General features: G+C 64.5%; 14 protein-coding genes. 4 read left to right on the top strand and 10 right to left on the bottom strand.

The genetic code is table 11. The features are described 5' to 3' along the window. Positions 1–2: 2 nt before the first annotated feature. Entirely contained in the window at positions 3–1,610 is a 1,608-nt protein-coding gene (locus tag DV532_RS16275) for a carboxyl transferase domain-containing protein (RefSeq protein ID WP_056803172.1), read from the bottom strand. Between the two features lie 19 nt (positions 1,611–1,629). After that, positions 1,630–2,793 carry an isovaleryl-CoA dehydrogenase gene (locus DV532_RS16270; RefSeq protein ID WP_056803169.1) on the bottom strand — a complete coding sequence of 388 codons (1,164 nt, stop codon included), beginning with the start codon at positions 2,791–2,793 and terminating at the stop codon, positions 1,630–1,632. Positions 2,794–3,002: 209 nt separating this feature from the next. On the opposite strand from DV532_RS16270, the gene DV532_RS16265 reads away from it, so the two are divergent. Beyond that, positions 3,003–4,685 (top strand): AMP-binding protein, encoded by a 1,683-nt coding sequence (locus DV532_RS16265; protein WP_056803166.1) that lies wholly within the window; start codon positions 3,003–3,005, stop codon positions 4,683–4,685. A gap of 122 nt (positions 4,686–4,807) precedes the next feature. Here DV532_RS16265 and DV532_RS30405 read toward each other — a convergent pair whose 3' ends face one another. Continuing rightward, positions 4,808–4,969, bottom strand: coding sequence for a hypothetical protein (locus tag DV532_RS30405; protein WP_162948977.1), 162 nt, complete (start codon positions 4,967–4,969; stop codon positions 4,808–4,810). A gap of 140 nt (positions 4,970–5,109) precedes the next feature. Here DV532_RS30405 and DV532_RS16260 point away from each other — a divergent pair, with 140 nt between their 5' ends. From DV532_RS16260 to glgB, 3 genes are all read left to right on the top strand, one after another. Next, positions 5,110–7,128 carry an alpha-1,4-glucan--maltose-1-phosphate maltosyltransferase gene (locus DV532_RS16260; RefSeq protein ID WP_056803164.1) on the top strand — a complete coding sequence of 673 codons (2,019 nt, stop codon included), beginning with the start codon at positions 5,110–5,112 and terminating at the stop codon, positions 7,126–7,128. 139 nt (positions 7,129–7,267) lie between these two features. Continuing rightward, positions 7,268–10,588 (top strand): maltose alpha-D-glucosyltransferase, encoded by a 3,321-nt coding sequence (gene treS, locus DV532_RS16255; protein WP_056803162.1) that lies wholly within the window; start codon positions 7,268–7,270, stop codon positions 10,586–10,588. Further along, a complete protein-coding gene (glgB, locus tag DV532_RS16250) occupies positions 10,585–12,795 on the top strand; it encodes a 1,4-alpha-glucan branching protein GlgB (protein WP_056803159.1) in 2,211 nt (736 codons plus the stop codon). The genes treS and glgB overlap by 4 nt, the downstream gene beginning before the upstream one ends. Before the next feature lie 117 nt (positions 12,796–12,912). On the opposite strand, the gene DV532_RS16245 is transcribed toward glgB, so the two are convergent. From DV532_RS16245 to treZ, 7 genes are all read right to left on the bottom strand, one after another. Beyond that, complete coding sequence (locus tag DV532_RS16245) at positions 12,913–13,989, bottom strand: autotransporter outer membrane beta-barrel domain-containing protein (RefSeq protein ID WP_056803156.1); 1,077 nt, start codon at positions 13,987–13,989, stop codon at positions 12,913–12,915. A gap of 319 nt (positions 13,990–14,308) precedes the next feature. Next, complete coding sequence (locus DV532_RS16240; protein ID WP_056803154.1) at positions 14,309–15,103, bottom strand: endonuclease/exonuclease/phosphatase family protein; 795 nt, start codon at positions 15,101–15,103, stop codon at positions 14,309–14,311. A 54-nt stretch (positions 15,104–15,157) separates the two neighbouring features. After that, the gene (gene glgX, locus DV532_RS16235; protein WP_056803152.1) at positions 15,158–17,311 is read right to left on the bottom strand and encodes a glycogen debranching protein GlgX; all 2,154 of its coding nucleotides are present in this window, start codon (positions 17,309–17,311) and stop codon (positions 15,158–15,160) included. Between the two features lie 136 nt (positions 17,312–17,447). After that, a complete protein-coding gene (locus tag DV532_RS16230; RefSeq protein ID WP_056803144.1) occupies positions 17,448–17,732 on the bottom strand; it encodes a DUF2934 domain-containing protein in 285 nt (94 codons plus the stop codon). 14 nt (positions 17,733–17,746) lie between these two features. Then, positions 17,747–20,521 carry a malto-oligosyltrehalose synthase gene (locus DV532_RS16225; RefSeq protein WP_056803141.1) on the bottom strand — a complete coding sequence of 925 codons (2,775 nt, stop codon included), beginning with the start codon at positions 20,519–20,521 and terminating at the stop codon, positions 17,747–17,749. Next, entirely contained in the window at positions 20,518–22,587 is a 2,070-nt protein-coding gene (malQ, locus tag DV532_RS16220) for a 4-alpha-glucanotransferase (RefSeq protein ID WP_056803138.1), read from the bottom strand. The genes DV532_RS16225 and malQ overlap by 4 nt, the downstream gene beginning before the upstream one ends. Further along, complete coding sequence (treZ, locus tag DV532_RS16215; RefSeq protein WP_056803135.1) at positions 22,584–24,326, bottom strand: malto-oligosyltrehalose trehalohydrolase; 1,743 nt, start codon at positions 24,324–24,326, stop codon at positions 22,584–22,586. The genes malQ and treZ overlap by 4 nt, the downstream gene beginning before the upstream one ends. Positions 24,327–24,333: the final 7 nt, after the last annotated feature.

The raw sequence follows: 24,333 nt of genomic DNA, 5'->3' as shown, positions 1-24,333 counted from the left end.
GGTCACATCCGGAAAATGCCGAAGCGGCTCTGTTCGATTGGTGCGTTCAGCGCGGCAGACAACGCCAGGCCGAGCACGTCGCGGGTTTGTGCCGGGTCGATGACACCGTCGTCCCACAGGCGGGCGCTGGAGTAGTAGGGGTGGCCCTGGTGCTCGTACTGGTCGAGGATCGGCTGCTTGAGCCTGGCTTCGTCTTCGGCGCTGAACGGCTGGCCACTGCGCTCGCTTTGCTCGCGCTTGACCTGGGCCAGCACGCCGGCGGCTTGCTCTGCACCCATCACGCCAATCCGCGCGTTGGGCCACATCCACAGGAAGCGCGGGTCGTAGGCACGGCCACACATGCCGTAGTTGCCGGCACCAAAGCTGCCTCCGATAATCACCGTGAACTTCGGCACCTGAGCGCAGGCCACGGCAGTTACCAGCTTGGCGCCGTGCTTGGCGATGCCGCCTTCTTCGTACTTTTTGCCGACCATGAAGCCAGTGATGTTCTGCAGGAACAACAGCGGGATGCCACGCTGGCAGGCCAGCTCGATGAAGTGCGCGCCTTTTTGCGCCGCTTCGGCGAACAGAATGCCGTTGTTGGCCAGGATCGCTACCGGGTAGCCATGCAGGTGGGCGAAGCCGCACACCAGGGTGTTACCGAACAGTGCCTTGAATTCATCGAACACCGAGCCATCGACCAGCCGTGCAATCACTTCACGCACGTCGAACGGTTGCTTGGCATCGGCCGGCACCACGCCATACAGCTCGTCGGCGGCATACAACGGCGCCACCGGGGCCAGGCGCTGCAGCTTGCCCAGCTTATGCCAGTTGAGGTTAGCCACACTGCGCCGGGCGATGGCCAGGGCGTGCTCGTCGTTGTCGGCATAATGGTCGGCCACGCCGCTTGTGCGGCAATGCACATCGGCGCCGCCCAGGTCTTCGGCGCTCACCACTTCACCGGTGGCGGCTTTTACCAGCGGCGGGCCGGCGAGGAAGATGGTCGCCTGCTGGCGCACCATGATCGCTTCGTCGGCCATGGCTGGCACGTAAGCGCCGCCAGCGGTGCACGAGCCCATCACCACGGCGATCTGCGGGATGCCCAAGGCGCTCATGTTGGCCTGGTTGAAGAAGATCCGCCCGAAGTGCTCGCGATCGGGGAACACTTCGTCCTGGCGCGGCAGGTTGGCGCCGCCGGAGTCCACCAGGTAGATGCACGGCAGGCGGTTCTGCAGGGCGATGGTCTGCGCCCGCAGGTGCTTCTTCACGGTCAGCGGGTAATAAGACCCGCCTTTGACCGTGGCGTCGTTGGCCACGATCATGCATTCCACGCCCTCGACGCGGCCGATGCCGGCAATCACGCCTGCAGCCGGCACGTCTTCGCCGTACACCTCATGGGCGGCCAACTGGCCAATCTCTAGAAACGGCGAGCCCGGGTCCAACAGGCGGTCGATACGCTCGCGCGGTAGCAGCTTGCCACGCGAGGTGTGCCGCTCCTGGGCCTTGGGCCCGCCGCCCTGGGCGACTTGGGCGAGCAGGCCGCGCAGGGCCTGAACCTGTTCGAGCATGGCCGCGCTGTTGCCGGCAAACTCCGCCGAACGCGGGTTGATCTGGGTATGCAAGGTAGCCATGTGCGCCCGTCCCTTATGCTCAGCGGGTTTCGTTGAACAGTTCGCGGCCAATCAGCATCCGCCGGATTTCGCTGGTGCCGGCACCGATTTCGTACAGCTTGGCGTCGCGCAGCAGGCGGCCTGCCGGGAATTCGTTGATATAGCCGTTGCCGCCAAGAATCTGGATCGCTTCCAGGGCCATTTGCGTGGCGCGTTCGGCGGTGTACAGGATCACCCCGGCGGCGTCCTTGCGGGTGGTCTCGCCACGGTCGCAGGCCTGGGCCACGGCGTACAGGTAGGCGCGGCTGGCGTTCAGCTGGGTGTACATGTCGGCGATCTTGCCCTGGATCAGCTGGAACTCGCCGATGCTCTGGCCGAACTGCTTGCGGTCGTGGATGTACGGCACCACCAGGTCCATGCAGCTTTGCATGATGCCGGTCGGTCCGCCCGACAGCACCACGCGCTCGTAGTCCAGGCCGCTCATCAGCACGCGCACGCCGCCGTTGAGCTGGCCAAGGATGTTTTCTGCCGGCACCTCGACGTCGTCGAAGAACAGCTCGCAGGTGTTGGAACCGCGCATGCCCAGCTTGTCGAACTTGTTGCTGCGGCTGAAGCCTTTCCAGTCACGCTCGACGATGAACGCGGTGATGCCGTGCGCGCCCTTGTCCAGGTCGGTCTTGGCATAGATCACGTAGGTGTTGGCATCGGGGCCGTTGGTGATCCAGGTTTTGCTGCCGTTGAGCACGTAGTGGTCGCCGCGCTTTTCGGCGCGCAGTTTCATCGACACCACGTCGGAGCCGGCGTTGGGCTCGCTCATGGCCAGGGCGCCGATGTGCTCGCCGCTGATCAGCTTGGGCAGGTACTTGAGCTTCTGCTCATGGGTGCCGTTGCGGTTGATCTGGTTCACGCACAGGTTGGAGTGCGCACCGTAGGACAGCGCCACCGAGGCCGAGCCACGGCTGATTTCTTCCATCGATACCACGTGAGCCAGGTAGCCCAGGCCGGCGCCGCCATATTCTTCCGATACGGTGATGCCCAGCAGGCCCATGTCACCGAACTTGCGCCACATGTCGGCGGGGAACAGGTTGTCGTGGTCGATTTGCGCGGCGCGCGGCGCCAGTTCGGCGGCGACGAAGGTGCGCACCTGGTCGCGGAGCATGTCGATGGTTTCGCCCAAGGCGAAGTTCAGGGAGGGGTAATGCATGCTGGGGCACCTTCTTGTTCTTGAAATTGGGTAACACCGTAGCTCAAGGATCCAAGCCGGGGCCGGTGTCGTTCATCACCTTTACGTTAACGTAAACCTGCGAGGGTTTACTGTCAATCGACTCATCACCTTTACGTAAACGTAAATCTGCGCCAGAGTATTTGCGCTTGCTTCAGTCGTGCCCAGAACAACCACAAGAAGGGACACCCATGAGTCAACCGAGCTATACCCGCGGTCGCCAGGACCAAGCCTTGCTGACCCAGACCATTGGCCAGGCGTTCGATGCCACTGTGGCCCGTTGTGCCGAGGGTGAAGCCCTGGTGTCACGCCACCAGGGCCTGCGCTATAGCTGGCGGCAGCTGGCGGAGCAGGTAGAAATGCATGCGCGAGCCCTGATGGCTCTGGGCGTGAACACGGGCGACCGGGTCGGCATCTGGTCGCCCAACTGTGCTCAGTGGTGCATCCTGCAGTTAGCCAGTGCCAAGGTCGGCGCAATTCTGGTCAACATCAACCCGGCTTACCGTGTGGGCGAGCTGGAATATGTACTGCGTCAGTCTGGCTGCCGCTGGCTGGTGTGCGCTGGCGCCTTCAAGACGTCTGATTACCACGCCATGGTTCAGGAACTGGCACCCGAGCTTGCCGGCGCCACCCCGGGTGAGCTGGCCAGTGAACGCCTGCCCGAGCTGCGCGGCGTGATCAGCCTGGCAGCCAACCCGCCCGCAGGCTTCCTGCCCTGGCAAGCACTGGCCGAGCGGGCAGGGAACACCTGCGCCGAGGCCTACCGCGCCCGCCAGCAAAGCTTGCAGTTCGACCAGCCGGTGAACATCCAGTACACCTCTGGCACCACCGGCGCACCCAAGGGCGCCACGCTCAGCCACTACAACATCCTCAACAACGGTTTCATGGTCGGCGAAAGCCTGGGCCTGACGGACCGCGACCGCATGGTGATCCCGGTGCCGCTGTACCACTGCTTTGGCATGGTCATGGCCAACCTCGGCTGCATCACCCACGGCAGCACCATGGTCTACCCCAACGACGCCTTCGACGCCGAGCTCACCCTGCGCGCCGTGGCTGAAGAGCGCGCCAGCGTCCTGTATGGCGTACCGACCATGTTCATCGCTATGCTCGACCACCCGGCGCGGCAAAGCATGGACCTCTCAACCCTGCGCAGCGGCATCATGGCCGGCGCCACCTGCCCGATCGAAGTGATGCGCAGGGTCATCGACCAGATGCACATGGCCGAAGTGCAAATTGCCTACGGCATGACCGAAACCAGCCCGGTGTCGTTGCAGACCGGCCCCGACGACGAACTGGAACTGCGCGTGACCACCGTTGGCCGTACCCAGCCGCAGCTGGAAAACAAGCTTGTGGACGCCGAGGGCTGCATCGTGCCTCGCGGTGAGATCGGCGAACTGTGCACCCGCGGCTACAGCGTGATGCTCGGCTACTGGGACAACCCTCAGGCTACCGCAGATGCCATCGACCCAGCTGGCTGGATGCATTCGGGCGACTTGGCGGTGATGGACGAACACGGCTACGTGCGCATCGTCGGGCGCAACAAGGACATGATCATTCGCGGTGGCGAGAACATCTACCCGCGCGAGCTGGAAGAGTTCTTCTACACCCACCCTGCAGTGGCCGATGCCCAGGTGGTCGGCATCCCGTGCAGCCGTTATGGCGAAGAGATCGTCGCCTGGATCAAGCTGCACCCGGGGCACAGTGCCACGGTCGAGGAGCTGCAGGGCTGGTGCAAGGCACGCATCGCGCATTTCAAGGTGCCGCGGCATATCCGCTTTGTCGACGAGTACCCGATGACGGTGACCGGTAAGGTGCAGAAGTTCCGCATGCGCGAGATCAGTGTGGCGGAGATCTCGGCTGTATCTACGGGCTGAGAGGTAATGTCTTCTGGCCCTTTCGCGGGCAAGCCCGCTGCTACCCGTACAGCGCCGCATGTACGTGATTGGGTTCACCCGCGAAAGGGCCGGCCCGGCCTGCACAAAATCCTGGTCTACCCTTAAGCCTTCACCGGTGGCTCTTGGCTCGGCGGGTCGCCCACCGTCGGCGGCACGGTCGGCTTGATCGGCAGCTCGTCCGGCTCTTCTTCCGGCACGGGCGGCGGCAACGTCGGGTCGTCGATGTTGGGATCGGGAGTTTCCGGTGGAATGGGAATGTTCATGGCCTGACCTCGCAGGGGTGATTGAAGAGGTGCTGCAGGCTTCGACTCCTGGCAGTTGCCGTTCGCTCAATTATTTTGAACCCCACGCCTGTACCCGGCTCTGAACCCTTACCGCTACCAGCCTGAGGGAGCAAGGTCCGATGTCACGAAACGAGCCCTTCGAAAGCGTGCCCATGGCCAACGATCACCCGGACCAGGCCATCAGCCTGTCCCAGGCGCTGCTGGCGCCGCGCATCGTGATCGAGGACACCCAACCTGTGCTCGAAGCCGGCACCTTCGCTGCCAAGGCCATCAGTGGCCAACCGGTGGCGGTCAGCAGCAAGGTCTACAGCGACGGCCACGATCGCCTGGCAGTGATGCTCAACTGGCGCCAGGCACACAGCCGGCGCTGGCACTGTGTGGCCATGCACTCGCCGGGCAACGACCTGTGGCTGGCCGAGTTCACCCCTACCGAGCTGGGCCCGCACCTGTACACCATCGAGGCCTGGATCGACCCATTCGCCACCTATTGCCATGACCTGGAGAAGAAGTACCACGCCGGTGTCGAAGTGAAGCTCGAACTGGAAGAGGGCCGGCTGATGCTGGGCAAGGGCATCGAGCTGAGTAGCGGCGCCCTGCGCGAGGAGCTCGAAGCACTGCAGCAGCGCCTGCTTACACTCGATGCCGACAGCCAGGTGGCGCTGCTCCTCGACCCCACCAGCGCCCGCTTGATGGGTGAGGCCGAACACCGCAGCTACCTGGCCCGCAGCCGCGAATTCCCGGTCGATGTCGACCGCCCAGCGGCGCAGTTCGCCAGCTGGTACGAGCTGTTCCCACGCTCGATCACCGACGACCCGCAACGCCATGGCACCTTCAATGATGTGCATGAACGCTTGCCGATGATCCGCGACATGGGCTTTGACGTGCTGTACTTCCCGCCCATCCATCCTATCGGTATGCAGCACCGCAAGGGCCGTAACAACGCGCTGACAGCCGAGCCCGACGACCCGGGCAGCCCGTATGCGATTGGCGGCCCAGAAGGCGGCCACGAGGCGATTCACCCGCAACTGGGCTGCCGCGACGACTTCCGCCGCTTGGTGGCCGCCGCCGCTGAACATGGCCTGGAGATCGCCCTCGACTTCGCCATCCAGTGCTCCCAAGACCACCCCTGGCTCAAGGAGCACCCCGGCTGGTTCAGCTGGCGCCCGGACGGCAGCATCCGCTACGCGGAAAACCCGCCGAAAAAGTACCAAGACATCGTCAACGTCGATTTCTACGCCCCCGAGGCCGTGCCATCGCTGTGGCTAGCCCTGCGCGACGTGGTGGTCGGCTGGGTCGAGGAGGGCGTGAAGACCTTCCGCGTCGACAACCCGCACACCAAGCCGTTGCCGTTCTGGCAATGGTTGATCGCCAATGTGCGTAGCCAGCACCCCGACGTCATCTTTCTCGCCGAGGCCTTTACCAAGCCGGCGATGATGGCGCGCCTGGGCAAGGTGGGTTATGCGCAGAGCTACACCTACTTCACCTGGCGCAACAGCAAACAGGAGCTGCGTGAGTATTTCGAGCAACTCAACCAGCCACCTTGGAGCCAGTGCTACCGGCCCAATTTCTTCGTCAACACGCCGGACATCAACCCATTCTTCCTGCAGCACTCCGGTCGGGCAGGTTTTTTGATCCGTGCCGCGTTGGCGACCATGGGCTCGGGCCTGTGGGGCATGTATTCCGGTTTTGAACTGTGCGAGGCCGCGGGGTTGCCGGGCAAGGAAGAATACTTGGATTCGGAAAAGTACGAGATTCGCCCACGTGATTTCACCCAACCCGGCAACATCATTGCCGAGATCGCCCAGCTCAACCGCATTCGCCGGCAGAACCCAGCCTTGCAGACGCACCTGGGCGTGGCGTTCTTCAACTGTTGGAACGACAACATCCTGTACTTCGCCAAGCGCACGCCTGAGCGCGACAACTACATCCTCATCGCCGTGAGCCTCGACCCGCACAATGCCCAGGAAGCCTACTTCGAACTGCCGTTGTGGGAACTGGGGCTGGATGATAACGCTGAGACCCATGGCGAGGACCTGATGAGCGGCCATCGCTGGTCGTGGTACGGCAAAACCCAGTTCATGCGCATCGAACCCTGGCACCAGCCGTTCGGTATCTGGCGCATCGAAAAGGCCCTTTAGCCTTGGCTGGCGGTCGATTGTAGGAGCGGGTTCACCCGCTAAAACCGGCAAAGCCGGTGCCATCCACCGCGGTGCCTGCTACGCGGGTAAACCCGCTGCAAAAGGGGCAGAGCAAACCAGGATAGGAAAGGAGTCGCACATGGCCAAGCGTTCTCGCCCGGCAGCCTTCATCGACGACCCGCTGTGGTACAAGGATGCCGTCATCTACCAGTTGCACATCAAGTCGTTCTTCGATTCCAACAACGACGGCATCGGCGATTTCGCCGGCCTGATCAGCAAGCTCGACTACATCGCCGAACTGGGCGTGAACACCCTGTGGCTGTTGCCGTTCTACCCTTCGCCACGGCTTGACGACGGCTACGATATTGCCGAGTACAAGGCCGTCCACCCCGACTACGGCAGCATGGCCGATGCCCGCCGCTTCATCGCCGAGGCGCACAAACGTGGCCTGCGGGTCATTACCGAGCTGGTCATCAACCACACCAGCGACCAGCACCCGTGGTTCCAGCGCGCCCGCCACGCCAAGCGCGGCAGCAAGGCGCGGGACTTTTATGTGTGGTCGGATGACGACCAGAAGTACGACGGCACGCGCATCATCTTCCTCGATACCGAAAAGTCCAACTGGACCTGGGACCCGGTCGCCGGCCAGTACTTCTGGCACCGCTTCTACTCGCACCAACCGGACCTCAACTTCGATAACCCGCAAGTGCTCAAGGCGGTGATCGGGGTGATGCGCCTGTGGCTCGACATGGGCGTCGATGGCCTGCGCCTGGACGCCATCCCCTACCTGATCGAACGTGATGGCACCAACAACGAGAACCTTGCCGAAACCCACGCCGTACTCAAGGCGATCCGTGCCGAGATCGATGCCAACTACCCCGACCGCATGCTGCTGGCCGAGGCTAACCAGTGGCCAGAAGACACCCGCCCATACTTCGGTGAAGGTGAGGGCGACGAATGCCACATGGCCTTCCACTTTCCACTCATGCCGCGCATGTACATGGCCTTGGCCATGGAAGACCGCTTCCCGATCACCGACATCCTGCGCCAAACCCCGGAAATCCCCGCCAACTGCCAATGGGCGATCTTCTTGCGCAACCACGATGAACTGACCCTGGAGATGGTCACCGACCGCGAGCGCGACTACCTGTGGAACTACTACGCCGAAGACCGCCGCGCGCGTATCAACCTGGGCATCCGCCGGCGCTTGGCACCGTTGCTGCAGCGGGACCGTCGGCGCATCGAGCTGCTCACCAGCCTGCTGCTGTCGATGCCCGGCACGCCTACGCTGTATTACGGCGACGAACTGGGTATGGGCGATAACATCTACCTGGGCGACCGCGACGGCGTGCGTACGCCCATGCAGTGGTCGCCAGACCGCAACGGCGGGTTCTCCCGCGCCGACCCGCAGCGCCTGGTGCTGCCGCCGATCATGGACCCGCTGTACGGTTACCAGACGGTCAACGTTGAAGCACAGAGCCACGACCCGCACTCACTGCTGAACTGGAACCGGCGCTTGCTGGCGGTGCGCAAGCAGCAAAAGGCCTTTGGCCGCGGTAGCCTGCGCATGCTAACCCCCAGCAATCGGCGCATTCTTGCCTACCTCCGCGAGTACACCGACGCCGATGGCAATAGCGAAGTCATCCTGTGCGTCGCCAACGTGTCCCGCGCCGCCCAAGCGGCCGAACTGGAATTGTCACAATACGCCGACAAAGTACCGGTAGAGATGCTTGGCGGCAGCGCCTTCCCGCCGATTGGCCAACTGCCGTTTCTGCTGACCTTGCCACCCTATGCCTTCTACTGGTTCCTGCTGGCCGCTCACGACCGCATGCCCAGCTGGCACATCCAGGCCACCGAGGGGTTACCCGAATTGACGACGTTGGTGCTGCGCAAGCGAATGGAAGAACTGCTCGAAGCCCCCTCCAGCAACACCCTGCAAACGGCCATCTTGCCGCAGTACCTGCCCAAGCGGCGCTGGTTCGCCGGCAAGGAAGGGCCGATCGACGCTGTACGGCTGTGCTATGGCGTGCGCTTCGGCACGGCCACCACGCCGGTGTTGCTTAGCGAGATTGAAGTGCTCAGCGACGGCACCGCCAACCGCTACCAGTTGCCGTTCGGCCTGCTGCCAGAGGACCAGATTAACACCGCGTTGCCGCAGCAGCTGGCGTTGTCACGGGTGCGCCGTGCGCATCAGGTTGGCCTGATCACCGACGCCTTTGTCCTCGAACCTTTCATCCGCGCGGTACTGCGCGCCTGCCAGGGTGGCATGCAGTTGGCCTGTGGCAACGGCGAGGGCGAGCTGCGTTTCGAAAGCACCGAACAGTTGGCTGGCCTGGCGTTGAACGAGGAAAGCCCCGTGCGCTACCTCAGCGCCGAGCAGTCCAACAGCTCGGTGGTGATCGGCGACCGTGTGGTGCTCAAGCTGATCCGCCGGGTCAACCCGGGCGTGCACCCGGAGCTTGAAATGAGTGCCTACCTGACCGCCGCAGGCTTTGCCAATATCTCGCCGTTGCTGGCCTGGGTCAGCCGGGTGGATGAACAGGGCGCACCGCACCTGCTGATGATCGCCCAGGGCTACCTGAGCAACCAGGGCGATGCCTGGGCCTGGACCCAGAACACCCTGGAGCGGGCCATTCGCGACCAGATGGAGCCTGCCAGCCTCGACGCCGAGCTGCACACTGACGCACTCGTCGAGCTAACCGGCTTTGCCGCCTTGCTCGGCCAGCGCCTGGGTGAAATGCACCTGCTGCTGGCCGCACCGACCCACGACGAAGCCTTCCAGCCGCGCCCCAGCGATACCCACGACAGCGAGCGCTGGAGTGCGCAGATCAGCGCCGAGCTGACCCACGCCCTCGACCTGCTGGCCCAGCACCGCGACAACCTGGACAGCGACAGCCAGGCGCTGGTCGATGACTTGCAGCAACAGCGCGATGGCCTGGCCCAGCACGTCGCCAACCTGGCCCAGCAGGCCTTGGGCGGTTTGCTGATGCGCGTGCACGGCGACCTGCACCTGGGCCAGGTGCTGGTGGTGCAGGGCGATGCCTACCTCATCGATTTCGAAGGTGAACCGGCCCGGCCGCTGCAAGAGCGGCGGGCAAAACACAGCCCCTACAAGGATGTCAGCGGCGTGCTGCGATCCTTCGACTATGCTGCTGCGATGATCTTGCGCAGCGCGTCTGCGGTGGACCTTTCCGACCCCGCACGCCAAGCCCGGCAACGGGTTGCCAGGCAGTACCTGCATCAGTCGCGGCATGCCTTTGTCGAAGCCTATGGTTTGGCCACCGCAGCCATGCCGCATGCCTGGCAGCAGGCCGAGGGCGAGCGTGCTGCACTGGAGCTGTTCTGCCTGGAAAAAGCTGCCTACGAAATTACCTACGAAGCCGAAAACCGTCCAAGTTGGTTGGCCGTGCCTTTGCATGGTCTGCATGGACTGATCAGTACCTGGGGAGAGTCAGAATGAACGTAACAACGCGTGAAAACGGCGGCCTTCGGCAACGGGATCTCGACGCCCTGGCCCGCGCCGAGCACGCCGATCCATTTGCCCTACTCGGCCCCCATGGTGACGGCGCAGGCGGGCAGGTGGTGCGCGCCTTCCTGCCCAATGCGCTAAATGTGCGCATCCTGGCCCGGCATGACGGGCGTACCCTCACCGAAATGCAGCAGGGCAGCCTGCCTGGGCTGTTCAGCGCGCACCTCGATGAGGCACAGCCCTACCTGCTGCAAATTGCCTGGGCCGGTGGCGAGCAGGTCACCGAAGACCCCTACAGCTTCGGCCCACAACTGGGCGACATGGACCTGCACTTGTTCGCCGAAGGTAACCACCGCGACTTGTCCGGGCGCTTCGGTGCGCAGCCCATCACGGTGGATGGCATCGATGGCGTGTGCTTCTCGGTGTGGGCACCGAATGCACGGCGGGTGTCGGTGGTGGGTGACTTCAACAATTGGGACGGGCGCCGCCACCCCATGCGCCTGCGCCACAGCGCTGGGGTGTGGGAGCTGTTCGTGCCGCGCCTGGGAGTGGGCGAAGCCTACAAGTTCGAAGTGCTGGGCAAAGACGGGATATTACCCCTGAAAGCCGACCCGCTGGCGCGCGCCACCGAGCTGCCGCCGAGTACCGCGTCCAAGGTGGCGGGTGCGCTCAGCCATGTTTGGCAGGACCACGACTGGATGGCGCAGCGCGCGCAGCGCCATGCCTACAGCGCGCCGCTGTCGATCTACGAACTGCACCCAGGCTCTTGGCGCTGCGAGCTGGATGAGGCCGGCGAAGTTGGGCGCTACTACAACTGGCGCGAACTGGCCGAGCGCCTGGTGCCGTACGTTCAGGCGCTGGGTTTCACCCACATCGAGCTGCTGCCAATCATGGAGCACCCGTTCGGCGGCTCCTGGGGTTACCAGCCGCTGTCGATGTTCGCGCCCACCTCGCGCTATGGCAGCGCCGAGGACTTCGCCGCCTTCATCGATGCCTGCCACCAGGGTGGCATTGGCGTGCTGCTTGACTGGGTGCCAGCGCATTTCCCCACGGACGAGCACGGCCTGGCGCGTTTCGACGGCACCGCCCTGTACGAGTACGACAACCCGCTGGAGGGCTACCACCAGGACTGGAACACGCTGATCTACAACCTGGGCCGCAATGAGGTGCGCGGTTTCATGATGGCCTCGGCCCTGCACTGGCTGAAGCACTTCCACATCGACGGTTTGCGGGTCGATGCGGTGGCCTCGATGCTATACCGCGATTATTCGCGCAAGGCCGGCGAATGGGTACCGAACCGCCATGGTGGGCGCGAGAACCTGGAGGCCATCGACTTCATCCGTCACCTCAACGGTGTCGCCGCCCATGAGGCGCCGGGGGCGCTGATCATCGCCGAAGAGTCCACGGCCTGGCCCGGCGTCAGCCAGCCGACCCAGCAGGGCGGCCTGGGCTTTGCCTACAAGTGGAACATGGGCTGGATGCACGACACCCTGCATTACATCCAGAACGACCCAGTGCACCGTACCTACCATCACAACGAGATGAGCTTTGGGCTGATCTATGCCTATTCCGAGCACTTCATCCTGCCCATCTCCCACGATGAAGTGGTGCACGGCAAGCATTCGCTGATCGACAAGATGCCGGGCGACCGTTGGCAGAAGTTCGCCAACCTGCGTGCGTACCTCACCTTCATGTGGGCGCACCCGGGCAAGAAGCTGCTGTTCATGGGCTGTGAGTTCGGCCAGTGGCGTGAGTGGGACCACGACAGCGAACTGGACTGGTACCTGTTGCAGTACCCCGAGCACCAGGGTGTGCAGCGCTTGGTGGGCGACCTCAACCGCCTGTACCGCGAGGTGCCGGCGCTGCATGAGCAGGATTGCCAGCCGCAGGGCTTCCAGTGGTTGATTGGTGACGATGCGCAGAACAGCGTGTACGCCTGGCTGCGCTGGAGCAGCAACGGCGAGCCGGTGCTGGTAGTGGCCAACTTCACCCCGGTACCGCGCGAGGGCTACCGTATTGGCGTGCCGTTCGGCGAGCGCTGGGAGGAGCTGTTGAACAGTGATGCCGAGCTGTACGCCGGGTCCAATGTCGGCAACCTTGGGGGGGTGGAGAGTGACGAGGTGGCCAGCCATGGCCAGCCGCTGTCGCTGGCCCTGAACCTGCCGCCGCTGGGAGTACTGGTGATGAAACCTGCCTGATTTGTTGCCTGTACTGGCCTCTTCGCGGGTGAGCCCGCGCCTACAGGGACTGCGCACAATTCAAGTATTGTGGGCTCCCTGTAGGCGCGGGTTTACCCGCGAAGAGGCTGCCCCTGCCTACCACCGCATCCGCACCCCAAGGCTGCCAATCAACCCGTTCAAATCATTGCCATCCACATCACTGCTGTAATCGGCACTGACAAACAGCGCCACCGAAGGCGTCACCCGCGCCACCAGCCCCAGGCCCAGTTCCACCGTGGTCGAATAGCGCGAGCTGGAGATCTTGTCGACCTGGTCCAGTTGCACTTCATCGGCACTGCTGAAGTCATACCACACGTTGGTCCGCACATAGGGCTCGACAGGCATGCCCCGTACCTCATAACGCCCAGACAACTTGGCACCCACCCGGCCGCTCCAGCTCGGCTGGCTGTCGAAGGCCTGCAGGGTTTCTTCCTGCACCCGGCTGCCGGGGAAGAACTGCTGGTTGATCAACTGAGCCTGCGGCTCGATCACCCAGCCACCACCCAGCCCGATGGGATAGCCGCCTTCCAGCGAAAAGGTCATCGCATGGCCGCTGTCGTCCAGCCGTTGGCCATTCTCGCCGCGGCCATTGACGTCAATGCGCGAGCCCATGGCCACGGCATCCAGGTGCCAGCCCCGTTCATGGGTCATGCTCCAGTACACCCCCAGGCTTTCACCGCTCAGGTTCACCGCATTGCGCTGTTTGTCACCCAACAACCGGCGCGTGCCGTTGAAGCTGCTCTGCAGGTTGTTGTGCCCCACGAAAATCCCCGCGCGGTGCACGTTGCCCGCTGCAGTTTCACGCATGAACAGGTCCGGGCCGATCATCAGTTGCTGGCTGGGCGCTTCCAGTTGGTCTGGAGGCTGCGCGCCACCGCGCGCGGTGCTGGGGAAAAACTGCGCCCACTGGCTAGCCACCAGGTGCGGTGCCGCCTGCCCCTGGCGCTCGCTCATCTTTTGCGAAAAGGCGTTCAACGTACCGATATTCAAGCCATTGACGGTGGCCTGGTCGAGCGACGGTTGCGGCACCGCCGGTTGCTGTAAGAAGCCGGGCGAGGTGGGGTCATCCTGCAGCTCGTACGCGAAAGTTTCCACCGGGGTTGCCAGAAGCAGCGACGTGGAAACCGCGTAGAAAATGCTGTCGAAGCGCAATGGGTTCGAGGTGCTTTTCATGGCGGATCTCCTTTGTTTTTGTGGGTTACAGCCCTGGGACCTGGCCTGTTGTCACGAGCTGTTACGGCAAAAACAGTGGGCGACCCAAACCAGCACGCCAGCGTTCGCTAGCACGCACGAAGGCGCGAGCTAGAGGCCCGGCGCGAGATCTTTACTACTCGGTAATGTTCAGCTAAGGAGAGTTCGCCGCTTGCGTCAAGAAAGCGTGAAGGAACTGTTGATGTTGCGTGGGGCGGCACAATCCATTGATTTTCCGACTAAATGAGTAGGGCATAGCGGGGTTCGCTATTTGCCGTGCCGTGACTATGAAAAATCATTGTTAGAGCCTGACTTCGACTGCCAACGGCAGGTGGTCTGACAGGTGCGACCAAGGTTTGTGCCCCAAAATCCGCGGCCCTTGGCTTTCGGCGTTGCGCAGGTAAATGCGGTCCAGCCGCAGCAGTGGCAGGCGGGCAGGGTAGGTGCGGGCCAGGTGCCCGTGATGGCGTTGGAACGCCTCGTGCAGGTCAGGTTGCAAGCCCAATGTACGGTTGCCGTGGGCTTTCCAGTCGTTGAAGTCGCCAGCGATGATTACCGGGGCTTCAGTGGGCAACGATTCAAGCAGTTTGCGCAGCAGTTGTAGCTGTTTCTGGCGATGGCGTTCCAGCAATGACAAGTGCACACAGATGGCATGCACGTGATGCGGCCCGGGTACGTCGAGAATACAGTGCAGCAGGCCACGGCGTTCGGGGCCGGTGATCGACACGTCGAGGTTGCGGTGTTCGATGATCGGGTATTTGGACAGTAGCGCGTTGCCGTGGTGGCCGTCGGGGTACACCGCGTTGCGGCCGTAGGCAAAGTCGCTCCACATGCTGTCGGCGAGGAATTCGTATTGGGAGGTCTGCGGCCAACCGGGGTAGCGCGCAGCGTGGCGGTCGTGGCTGCCGAGCACTTCCTGCAGGAACACGATGTCGGCCTGGGTGCTGCGCACCGCCTCGCGCAGTTCCGGCAGGATGAAGCGCCGGTTGAAGGCGGTGAAACCCTTGTGGGTATTCACCGTCAGCACCCGCAGGCGCTTCACGGCCGGGGCCTGGTTGACGCTGGCGAAACCTTGACTGCCGGCTTCGGGGTTCACGGTTACTCCTCAGGCAAAGGGCTTACACAAGGGACACAGGCCAGCCGTTCAGGTTCACTCTTCATCCCGCTGCAACACCATCAGCAACAGCGACCGCCCCTTTACCTCGAATGTGCTATCGAACTGCAGATGTTGGCCCTTGCGCAGCTCCGGGCGGTCGGTATCGACCAGGCAGCTCCAGTAATCCCCTTCGGGTACCGCTGGCAGCTTGAACGGCACGATGTCGTGGTGGGCGTTGACGATCAGCAGCACGGTGGCCTCGGCGCCTGGCCGGGCGATACCGCTGACCTGCGCCCGGCCATCGATCAACATGCCCAGGCAGCGCCCGTGCGGGTCTTCCCACTGCGCCACGCTCATCTCGTTGCCATCCGGTGCCAGCCAGGTCACGTCCTTGACCCCGATGGCCTCATTGTAGTCACCCACCAGAAAGCGCGAGCGGCGCAGTACCGGGTAGGCCAAGCGCAGGCGGGTCAGGCGCTTGACGAAGGCCAGCAGCTCTTCGCCTTCCTGGTCCAGGTCCCAGTCCACCCAGCCAATCTCGCTGTCCTGGCAGTAGGCATTGTTGTTGCCGTGCTGGGTCCGGCTGAACTCGTCACCGGCGACGATCATCGGCGTGCCCTGGGCCAACAGCAGGGTGGCAAAGAAGTTGCGCATCTGGCGCATGCGCAGGGCATTCACCGCCGGGTCGTCGGTCGGCCCTTCGGCGCCGCAGTTCCATGACAGGTTGTTGTCGGTGCCGTCCTGGTTGTTTTCGTCGTTGTCTTCGTTGTGCTTTTGGTTGTACGAGACCAGGTCGCGCAGGGTAAAACCGTCGTGGGCGGTGATAAAGTTGACCGAGGCATAGGGGCGCCGGCCACGGTTATTGAACATGTCACCCGAGGCGGTCATGCGCGAGGCAAAATCGGCCAGTTGGCCTTCGTCGCCTTTCCAGAAGGCACGCACGGTGTCGCGGAAGCGGTCGTTCCATTCTGCCCAGCCCGGTGCGAAGTTGCCCACTTGGTAACCGCCCGGGCCGCAGTCCCAAGGCTCGGCGATCAGCTTGACCTGGCTTAGCATCGGGTCCTGGCGGCAAGCGACGAGGAAGCCATGGCGCTCGCTGTAGCCATCGTGGTAACGGCCCAAAATGGTTGCCAGGTCGAAGCGGAAACCGTCCACATGCATTTCGCCGGCCCAGTAGCGCAGTGAGTCGGTGACCAGTTGCAGCACGCAGGGGTGGCTGAGGTCGAGGGTGTTGCCGGTGCCGGAATCGTTGATGTAGTAGCGTTTGTTGTCGGGCATCAGGCGGTAGTACGAGGCGTTGTCGATGCCGCGCATCGATAGGGTGGGGCCGCGCTCGTTGCCTTCGGCGGTGTGGTTGTAGACCACGTCGAGGATCACCTCCAGCCCGGCGTCGTGCAGGTGCGCGACCATTTCCTTGAACTCGGCGATCTTGCCGCTGGCCAGGTAGCGTGGGTGCGGGGCGAAAAAGGCGATGCTGTTGTAGCCCCAGTAGTTGTTCAGGCCCTTGTCCAACAAGTGCTGGTCGTTGACGAAGGCGTGGATCGGCAGCAATTCGATGCTGGAAACACCCAGCTCTTTGATGTGCTTGAGCAGCGCGTCGTTGGCCAGCCCGGCGAAGGTGCCGCGCAGCGCTTCTGGCACCGCCGGGTGGCGCATGCTGATGCCGCGGGTGTGGGCCTCGTAGAGGATCGTGCGCTCCCACGGCACCGACACGCGCTGGTCACGGCCCCAGGTGAAGGCCGGGTCGATCACCTTGCATTTGGGCACGAACGGCGCGCTGTCCCGCTCGTCAAACGACAAGTCGCCGTCAGGGTGGCCGATGGTATAGCCGAACAGCGCCTCGGACCATTGCAGGCTACCGACCAGTTGCTTGGCGTAGGGGTCGATCAGCAGCTTGTTGGGGTTGAAGCGGTGGCCGTTTTCCGGCTCATAGGGGCCGTACACGCGGTAGCCGTAGACCAACCCGGGGTGAGCGTCGGGCAGGTAGCCGTGGTAGATCTCATCGGTGTATTCGGGCAGCTCGATGCGTTCGATTTCCTGCTCGCCGGTGGAATCGAACAGGCACAGCTCGACCTTGGTGGCGTTGGCCGAGAACAGGGCAAAATTGACCCCAAGGCCATCCCAGGTGGCGCCGAGGGGGAAGGGCAGGCCTTCGCGGATGCGCGATGGGGCGACTGAGCGGGTTTTCTTCGGGGTGCGGGGGCTCATGGCGGTCCTCGTGTGGCCGTGGTGAAGGGGAGCGAGGTTGTCCTGCACCGGCCTCTTCGCCGGTGACCCCGCTCCCACACAGAATGGCGGTAACCCTTGTAGCAGCGGGCTTGCCCGCGAAAGGGCCGGGACAGGCTCAACCCGCTGTGGGCTTTTTCGCTGCCCGAGGCTTTTTCGCTGCCGCCGGTTTAACCCCAGGCAGGGCGGCCACCTTGGGCTCGGCAGGGGCCGTCGGCGCCGCTGTCACTTTCGGCTTGGCCGGCGCCCGCTTGCGCGGTGCCGCCTTGGGTGCCAGGGCCTCGGCTTCAGCCAGCTTGCGGGCCATTTCCCAATGGCGATCTTCCTGGCCGGCTGGCTTGCCCTCGGATTCCCAGATCTGATAGGCAAATTCGCGGATACGTTTTTCTTCAACACTCATCACGACGCTCCTGAATCTCAAAATTGTTGTATCAGCAAGTTGACCGGAAACTCCGCCAGCACGGCGCTCAACAACAGCTCCTTGGAAGAGCTGACCGCAGCACTGGGGAAAAGTCCCGTCGAGTTGGCAGGCGACAAGGCAAACGGCAGGCTTACCCGTGTGTCGTCCCAGTTCTGTGCCGGGATCAGGGGTATGGGCACAGCAGCCAGCAGGGTACTGGCCAGGCGTGGCGCGATGATGACGGCCCGTTCGCCTTCGCCCAGGCGGGCGAACGCCACCACCTTGTCGGCATGGCGCCCGTGCACGGTCAAGGGCAGGTAGGCGCCGCGGCGGAACAGCTCGGCATGGGCCTGGCGGCAGTCCAACAAGCGCGCCACCAGGGCCTGCTTGAGGCGGCCGTCGCGCCAGTGCGCCAGCAGCTCGGCTAGCGGTGTGGCGTCGTCCAGGGTGCGGCGCCGGCAAGCGTAGTCCACGGCGCTGCGGTTGTCTGGGTCGACCAGGCTGAAGTCCCAGTACTCGTTGCCCTGGTACAGGTCGGGCACCCCGGGTGCAGTCATGCGCAATAGCGCCTGGACCAAGCTATTGAGGGCGCCGGGGCAGGCCAGCAGCTGTGCGGCATCAGCCAGGGATTTACGCAACTGCTGGTTCTCGTTGCCCAGCAGCAGGTCGTCGATGTAGCGAGCACAGGCGCTTTCGTAGGCTTCATTCGGCGCGCTCCAGCTGCTGCGCAGCTTGGCCTCGCGCAGGGCTTTTTGCTGCCACTGGCGAATACGCTCGGCGTACTGGCGTAGGGCGCTGTCGTGGTGCAGGTCAAGTTCCAGCGGCCAGCTGCCGAGCAAGGTCTGCAACAGCATCAGCTCGTCGCCGGGGCTGGGTGCCAGGCCGTCGTCCAGCGGCGTACGCAAAGGGGCGGCCAGTTCGCGCCAATGTTCCACCCGGCTGGCCAGCCACGGGCCACGCTCGCTCAGTACGGCCAGGCGCGCGCGGGTGTCTTCGCCGCGCTTGTGGTCATGGGTGGCGGTGGCCAGCAGGTTGTCGGGGAAGTCGCGCAGGCGCCGCTGGGCCTCGTTGTGGAAATGTTCCAGCGGGGCACTGAAACGTTCAGCCTCGAAGCCCACGTCATTGCGCGACAGCAGCCGGGCGCTGCGGTAGAAGGCGGTGTCTTCCACGGCCTTGGCGGCGGTGGGTGCGGTCAACTGCTGGAAGCGCACGCAGGCGTGGCGTAGCTGCTTGCGCGTGCGCCCTGGTGGCAGGTGGCGCCAGGCTTGCCCCCCCAGCCATTGCTCCAGTTGCTCGAGCAGCGGCCAGTCGGCTTCGCCAAGGTCCTGGCGGGCATTGGCCAGGGCCTGCTGGAAAAACCTTTCGTCTTCTGCCGGGCGCCCGCAGGCAGTGAAGTAGGTGCGGTACACCGGGTAATGCGCCACCAGCGCCTGCAAGGCGCGGCGGATGGCGCCCAGGGTCAGGTCGCGGGTCATCAGGTCGTTGCGTGCTACCTGCAACAGCGCCTGGGCCACCGATTCGCAGTCGCCGGCCAGGCTGGCGTTGAGCACCAAGTGGCGGGCTTGGCGTACCTCTTCGGGGAAGCCTGGGCGTTCGCTGACGCTGGCCCACAGCTCGGTCAGCGCGGCCTCGCCTGCCGGGTCGTGCTGCAACAGCGAGACCTGGTTCATGAATTCATAGCCGGTGGTGCCGTCGGTCAGCCAGTCGCGGTGCAGATGCTCGTTGGCGCCGAGAATCTTCTCGACGTAGATCGGGAAATGCTCCAGGGCGGCCGTCAATGGCCGCCGCGCCAGCAAGCCATCGACCCGTCGGCGTAATTTGCGGCAATAACCGCGCGGGTCGGCCAGGCCGTCGATATGGTCGATGCGCAGGCCGTCCACCAGGCCGCGCTCGATCAGCTCGAACAGTTTGGCGTGGGTGGCCTCGAACACCACCGCGCGCTCCACCCGCAGGCCGCCCAGCTCGTTGATGTCGAAGAAGCGCCGCCAGTTGATGTCGTCGGCAGCAGTGCGCCAGCTGGCCAGGCGGTAGGTCTGGCGTTCCAGCAGCAGGTGCAGGCGCTTGAAGCCGTTTTCGCTGCGGCTGTCGAATGCCCGCAGCGCCGGCTCGAGGTCGGCGCCCTCACGCACCAGGCGCGCCAGCTCGGCGTGCAGGGGCAGGGCGTCAGCCAATGGGCTGGCCGACGCGTTCAACGCGGTAAAGCGCTCAGCCAAGGCCTTGAGGGCGGGGTCCGGGCTTAGGGCAAGAATCCAGCCGTAATCGGCCGGGCAGACCGGGAAGCGGTGTTGATAGTGGGCGATTTGCAGCAGCCCTTGTTGCTTGTCGAACTCAAGCGGTATCTCGCCATTTTTCAACGCCACGCCATAGTCGCTACCGAGGAACGGCAACAGCAGCTGGCCGGCCAGCAGCGGGTCGCTGGAGTGCCACTGGATGTCGAAGAACTCCGCATAGGGGCTGCGCCGGCCCCAGGCCAGCAGGCTTTGCCACCAAGGGTTGTCGGCACCGCCCACGGCCATGTGGTTGGACACCGTGTCGAGGATCAACCCCATGCCGTGCTGGCGCAGGGCGGCGACCAGCCGTTCGAGCGCCGCCTCGCCGCCCAGCTCGGGGTTGACGCAGGTGGGGTCGACCACGTCGTAGCCGTGGCGTGAGCCGGCACGGGCCTTGAGGATGGGCGAGGCATACAGGTGGCTGATGCCCAGCTGGGCGAAATACGGCACCAGCGGCACGGCGTGGTCAAGGCTGAAGTCGCTGTGAAACTGCAGGCGCAGGGTCGCGGTAAGTGCTTTCATCGGTCACGCTCCCAGGCTTGTTCGCGGGCTTGGGCCAGCAGTTCCAGGCGCCGCGCGGCATCTTCGTCGTCAAGCAACTCAGCGGTTGGCCGGGCAAAGCGGCGGCGCCAGTTGGGGTGGCCGCTGGTAGTGCCGGGCAGGTTGGCTTGCTCGTCGCAGCCCAGCAGGTCTTCGAGCGGCAGCAGCACCAGTGGTGCGCGGGTGTGGCCCAGGTAGCGGATGGCCGCATCGATCAGCGCGTCGTTGTCGGCCAATGCGCCGTAGTTGGCCTCCAGGGTATGGCGCAGGCCGTCGTGCTCCTTCTGGCGGGCGTGGCGCCAGTGCAGTTCGGTGGCCGCGTCGATCAGCTGCAAGCGGTGGCTCCAGTCGATATCACGGTTTGCCAGCCAGCCGGCCAGCGGCGCCAAGTCGTGGGTGCCGGTGGTGGCCAGGGCGTTGTCCGGCCAGTCTAGAATCGGCGTGAACTGGCCGGGCTGGGACTGCTCGAACGGCAGCACGCGCATGCCCAGCACGGCTTTGCCGGCCAGTTGCTCGCGCAAGCCGTCGGGCACGGTGCCCAAGTCTTCACCGAGGATGATCGCCTGGTGGCGCACCGACTCCAGCGCCAGCAGGCGCAACAGGTCGTCCAGCGGGTAGTTGAGGTACGCCCCTTCGCTGGGCTTGGCCCCCTGTGGGATCAGCCACAGCCGGCGCAGGCCCATGACATGGTCGATGCGCAGGCCGCCGGCATGCGCAAGGTTGGCCCGCAGCATCTCGATGAAGGCACGGTAGCCGTTGCGCTTGAGGCCTTCGGGTGAAAAGGCGCAGATGCCCCAATCTTGGCCCGCGCGGTTGAGGATGTCGGGCGGGGCGCCCACGTTCAAACCTGCCAGCAACTCGTCCTGGCGGCTCCAGGCCTGGCTGCCGGCACCGTCGGCACCCACCGCCAAGTCAGCGATCAGGCCAACCGCCATGCCGTTGCCGCGTGCTGCTTGCTGAGCGCGTTGCAGGCCCCGTTCGGTCAGCCATTGGCAGAAAGCGTGGAACTCGACCTTGGCCGGGTAGGCGCTGGCGAAGGCCTCCACTTCCGGGTGATACGGGTCGTGCCAGGCCTTGGGCCAGTTGCGCCAGTCGGCCCCCAGGCCCTGTTCCACCGCCTGCGCCTGCAGCACCTCGAAGCGGCAATGGTGCTCCAGGGCCTGGCCGCCCGCTTCGCGGAAACTGTCGAAGTCGCTGCGCAGCGGGTGGTCGGCTTGGCTGAAACCCTCGTACAGGGCTTCGAGCAGGCGCAGGCGGGCGCTGGCGGCGCGCGGCCAATCGACCAGCGGGTGTTGTTGCAAATCCTCCAGCTGTTGCGCCAGGCCACAGGCTTCGATGGCCACGCGCACCGCACGCTCGCCCAGCACCGCGGACGGGCTGGCGTACAGCGTGTTGAGCAGCAGCCGGCTAGAGGGCGAGTAGGGGCTGTAGTGCTCCTGGTCGTGGGCCGACAGGGCGTGAATCGGGCTGATGGCCAGCGCATCGGCGCCACGCTCGGCGGCCGAGCGGGCCAGTTGCTCCAAGGCCAGGCAGTCGCCATAGCCGCCATCGCCGGGGCGGCGCAGGCTGTACAACTGCACCGCCAGGCCCCAGCAGCGCGGCGGTGGCTGCTGCACCGCGTCGGCAAGGCTGTAGCAGCGGGGCGGGGCGACGGCCACGGTGAAGCGGCGGCTGTCGATTTCCACCTGGTGGTAGCCAATCGGCAGCGCACCGGGCAGGCGGGCCTGGTCGTCGAGGCTGAGGGTGAGTGAGGTGTGGTCTTCGAGGGTGCAGTGGGCGACGCTGGCGGCACTGAAGTAGCGCGCCAGCGCCAGTGGCTGGCCCTGATCGGCGGTGAGTAGTGGCGGCAGGTGCTCGCTGTCTTCGGCGGTTTCCACGGCGCGCAGGCTGGCGGCGATGGCCGCGTCATCGGCGGCAGGGTGGCCCAGGCCCTCGAGAATATTGCGCAATACTGCGTCACTGACGCGCTGGGGCTGGGCATTGGCGTCGATCCAGTCGCGGCTCAGCCCGACGCGGGACGCCAGGCGGTGCAGGGCAGTTTCGCTCATGGGCGCTCCTGGGCAGGGGGAAGCAGGCTGACCACGCAGCAGTAGCCGGCCAGATGGGTATCGGGGTGGCGGGTGTCGCTGCTGTCATACAACCGGAAGGCCGGTGCCGGCAGCTCGACCGGCTGTGGGTTGGCGGCTAGGTTCAGGTCGATACGCAGCGTGTTGCCATTGCCCAGGCGCCAGCGTGCCGTCAATGCTTTGTCGCTGTGGACTTCGGCGCCCAGTGCACGGCTGCCGGGCAGGTGCGGGATTACATGGCGGCGGCGCAGGTCGAGCAGTTGTTGGTAGAGGCCGTGCCAGCCAGCGATGACCTCGTTGTTTTGTAGGCGCGACGCCGCGAAGGTTTGTTCAGCATTGGGGTCAGGAATGCGCTCGCGCTGCTCGGGGTCGGCAAACGCGGTGAAGTGGGCGAACTCCGCGCGACGGCCTTCGCGTACGGCGTCGGCCAGTTGGTCATGGAAGTCGGTAAAGAACAGGAACGGCCGGCAACTGCCGTCTTCATCGCCCATGAACAAAAGCGGGATCATCGGCGCCAACAGCAACAGGCCAGTGGCCGCTCGCAGGGCAGGCGGCGGGCACAGGCGGGTCAGGCGTTCGCCCAGGGCGCGGTTGCCGATTTGGTCGTGGTTCTGCAAAAACAGCACAAAGGCGCTGGGCGCCAGGTGTGCGCTGGGTTCGCCGCGTGGCGTACCGTGACGGTTAGCCTGGCCCTGGAACACAAAGCCTTCGCCCAGGCAGCGCGCCAATTGTTCAATGGGGCGGTGTTGGTAATCGGCGTAGTAACCTTCGGTTTCACCGGTTAGCAGCACATGCAGGGCATTGTGGCCGTCGTCGTTCCACTGGGCGTCGAAGCCTTGCTCCAGCAAAAAAGCCTGGTTGTGTTCGTTTTCCAGCACCAGCCACACCTGGCGGCCCGGCGCCACGCTGGCGCGCACCCGCTGCGCCAGTTCGACCAAAAAGTCGGGCTGGTCGATGGCATGCACGGCATCCAGGCGCAGGCCGTCGCAGCGGTAATCGCACACCCACATCAGGGCATTTTGGATAAAGTATTCGCGTACCTGCGGGCGGCGGAAGTCGATGGCGGCGCCCCATGGCGTCTGCCGGTCTTCGCGAAAAAACGCGCTGGCATACTGGTGCAGGTAATTGCCGTCGGGGCCAAAGTGGTTGTAAACCACATCCACCAGCACCATCAGCCCTTCGCCGTGCGCCTGGTCGACCAGTGCGCATAACTGCTCGGGGCTGCCATAGGTGTGTTGCGGCGCATAGGGCAGCACGCCGTCATAACCCCAGTTGCGCTCGCCAGGGAACTGCCCAAGGGGCATCAGCTCGACCGCACTGATGCCGATTTCGGCCAGGCGCGGCAACTGCCGGGCAACCCCGGTATAGCCGTCGAGCAGGCCGACATGCAGCTCCTGGATCACCGCTTCGTGCCAGGGCCGGCCCTGCCAGGGGTGCTGCCAGGCATAACTGGCCACATCCACCACCTGGCTGGGCCCCTGCACACCCTCGGGCTGGTAGCGCGAGGCCGGGTCGGCCACTTGCAATTTGCCGTCTACAAGGTAGTGATAACGGTCACCGGCCTGGCACCGGGCTACTCCGGTGAACCAGCCGTCCTCCGCGGGCAGCAACTCGACGGCCGGTTGCTGCTCCAATTTCACGCTCACGCTGCGCGCATCCGGCGCCCAGAGGGCGAAGCGCGCCGACGTGGCGTCCAGCAAGTGTGCGCCATGCCTGTGCATCTTCTGC

The organism is Pseudomonas sp. Leaf58, assembly GCF_003627215.1.
Lineage (GTDB): Bacteria > Pseudomonadota > Gammaproteobacteria > Pseudomonadales > Pseudomonadaceae > Aquipseudomonas.
Note: the sequence above shows the minus strand (reverse complement) of the source record. Positions and strands in the feature narration are given on the sequence as shown.

Excerpts from the sequence above, each read along its gene's own strand:
- treZ (WP_056803135.1), bottom strand. The coding sequence starts at position 24,326 with ATGCACAGGCATGGCGCACACTTGCTGGACGCCACGTCGGCGCGCTTC.
- treS (WP_056803162.1), top strand. The coding sequence starts at position 7,268 with ATGGCCAAGCGTTCTCGCCCGGCAGCCTTCATCGACGACCCGCTGTGG.
- glgX (WP_056803152.1), bottom strand. The coding sequence starts at position 17,311 with ATGAGCCCCCGCACCCCGAAGAAAACCCGCTCAGTCGCCCCATCGCGC.
- DV532_RS30405 (WP_162948977.1), bottom strand. The coding sequence starts at position 4,969 with ATGAACATTCCCATTCCACCGGAAACTCCCGATCCCAACATCGACGAC.
- glgB (WP_056803159.1), top strand. The coding sequence starts at position 10,585 with ATGAACGTAACAACGCGTGAAAACGGCGGCCTTCGGCAACGGGATCTC.
- DV532_RS16265 (WP_056803166.1), top strand. The coding sequence starts at position 3,003 with ATGAGTCAACCGAGCTATACCCGCGGTCGCCAGGACCAAGCCTTGCTG.
- DV532_RS16245 (WP_056803156.1), bottom strand. The coding sequence starts at position 13,989 with ATGAAAAGCACCTCGAACCCATTGCGCTTCGACAGCATTTTCTACGCG.
- DV532_RS16225 (WP_056803141.1), bottom strand. The coding sequence starts at position 20,521 with ATGAAAGCACTTACCGCGACCCTGCGCCTGCAGTTTCACAGCGACTTC.
- malQ (WP_056803138.1), bottom strand. The coding sequence starts at position 22,587 with ATGAGCGAAACTGCCCTGCACCGCCTGGCGTCCCGCGTCGGGCTGAGC.
- DV532_RS16275 (WP_056803172.1), bottom strand. The coding sequence starts at position 1,610 with ATGGCTACCTTGCATACCCAGATCAACCCGCGTTCGGCGGAGTTTGCC.
- DV532_RS16260 (WP_056803164.1), top strand. The coding sequence starts at position 5,110 with ATGTCACGAAACGAGCCCTTCGAAAGCGTGCCCATGGCCAACGATCAC.
- DV532_RS16270 (WP_056803169.1), bottom strand. The coding sequence starts at position 2,793 with ATGCATTACCCCTCCCTGAACTTCGCCTTGGGCGAAACCATCGACATG.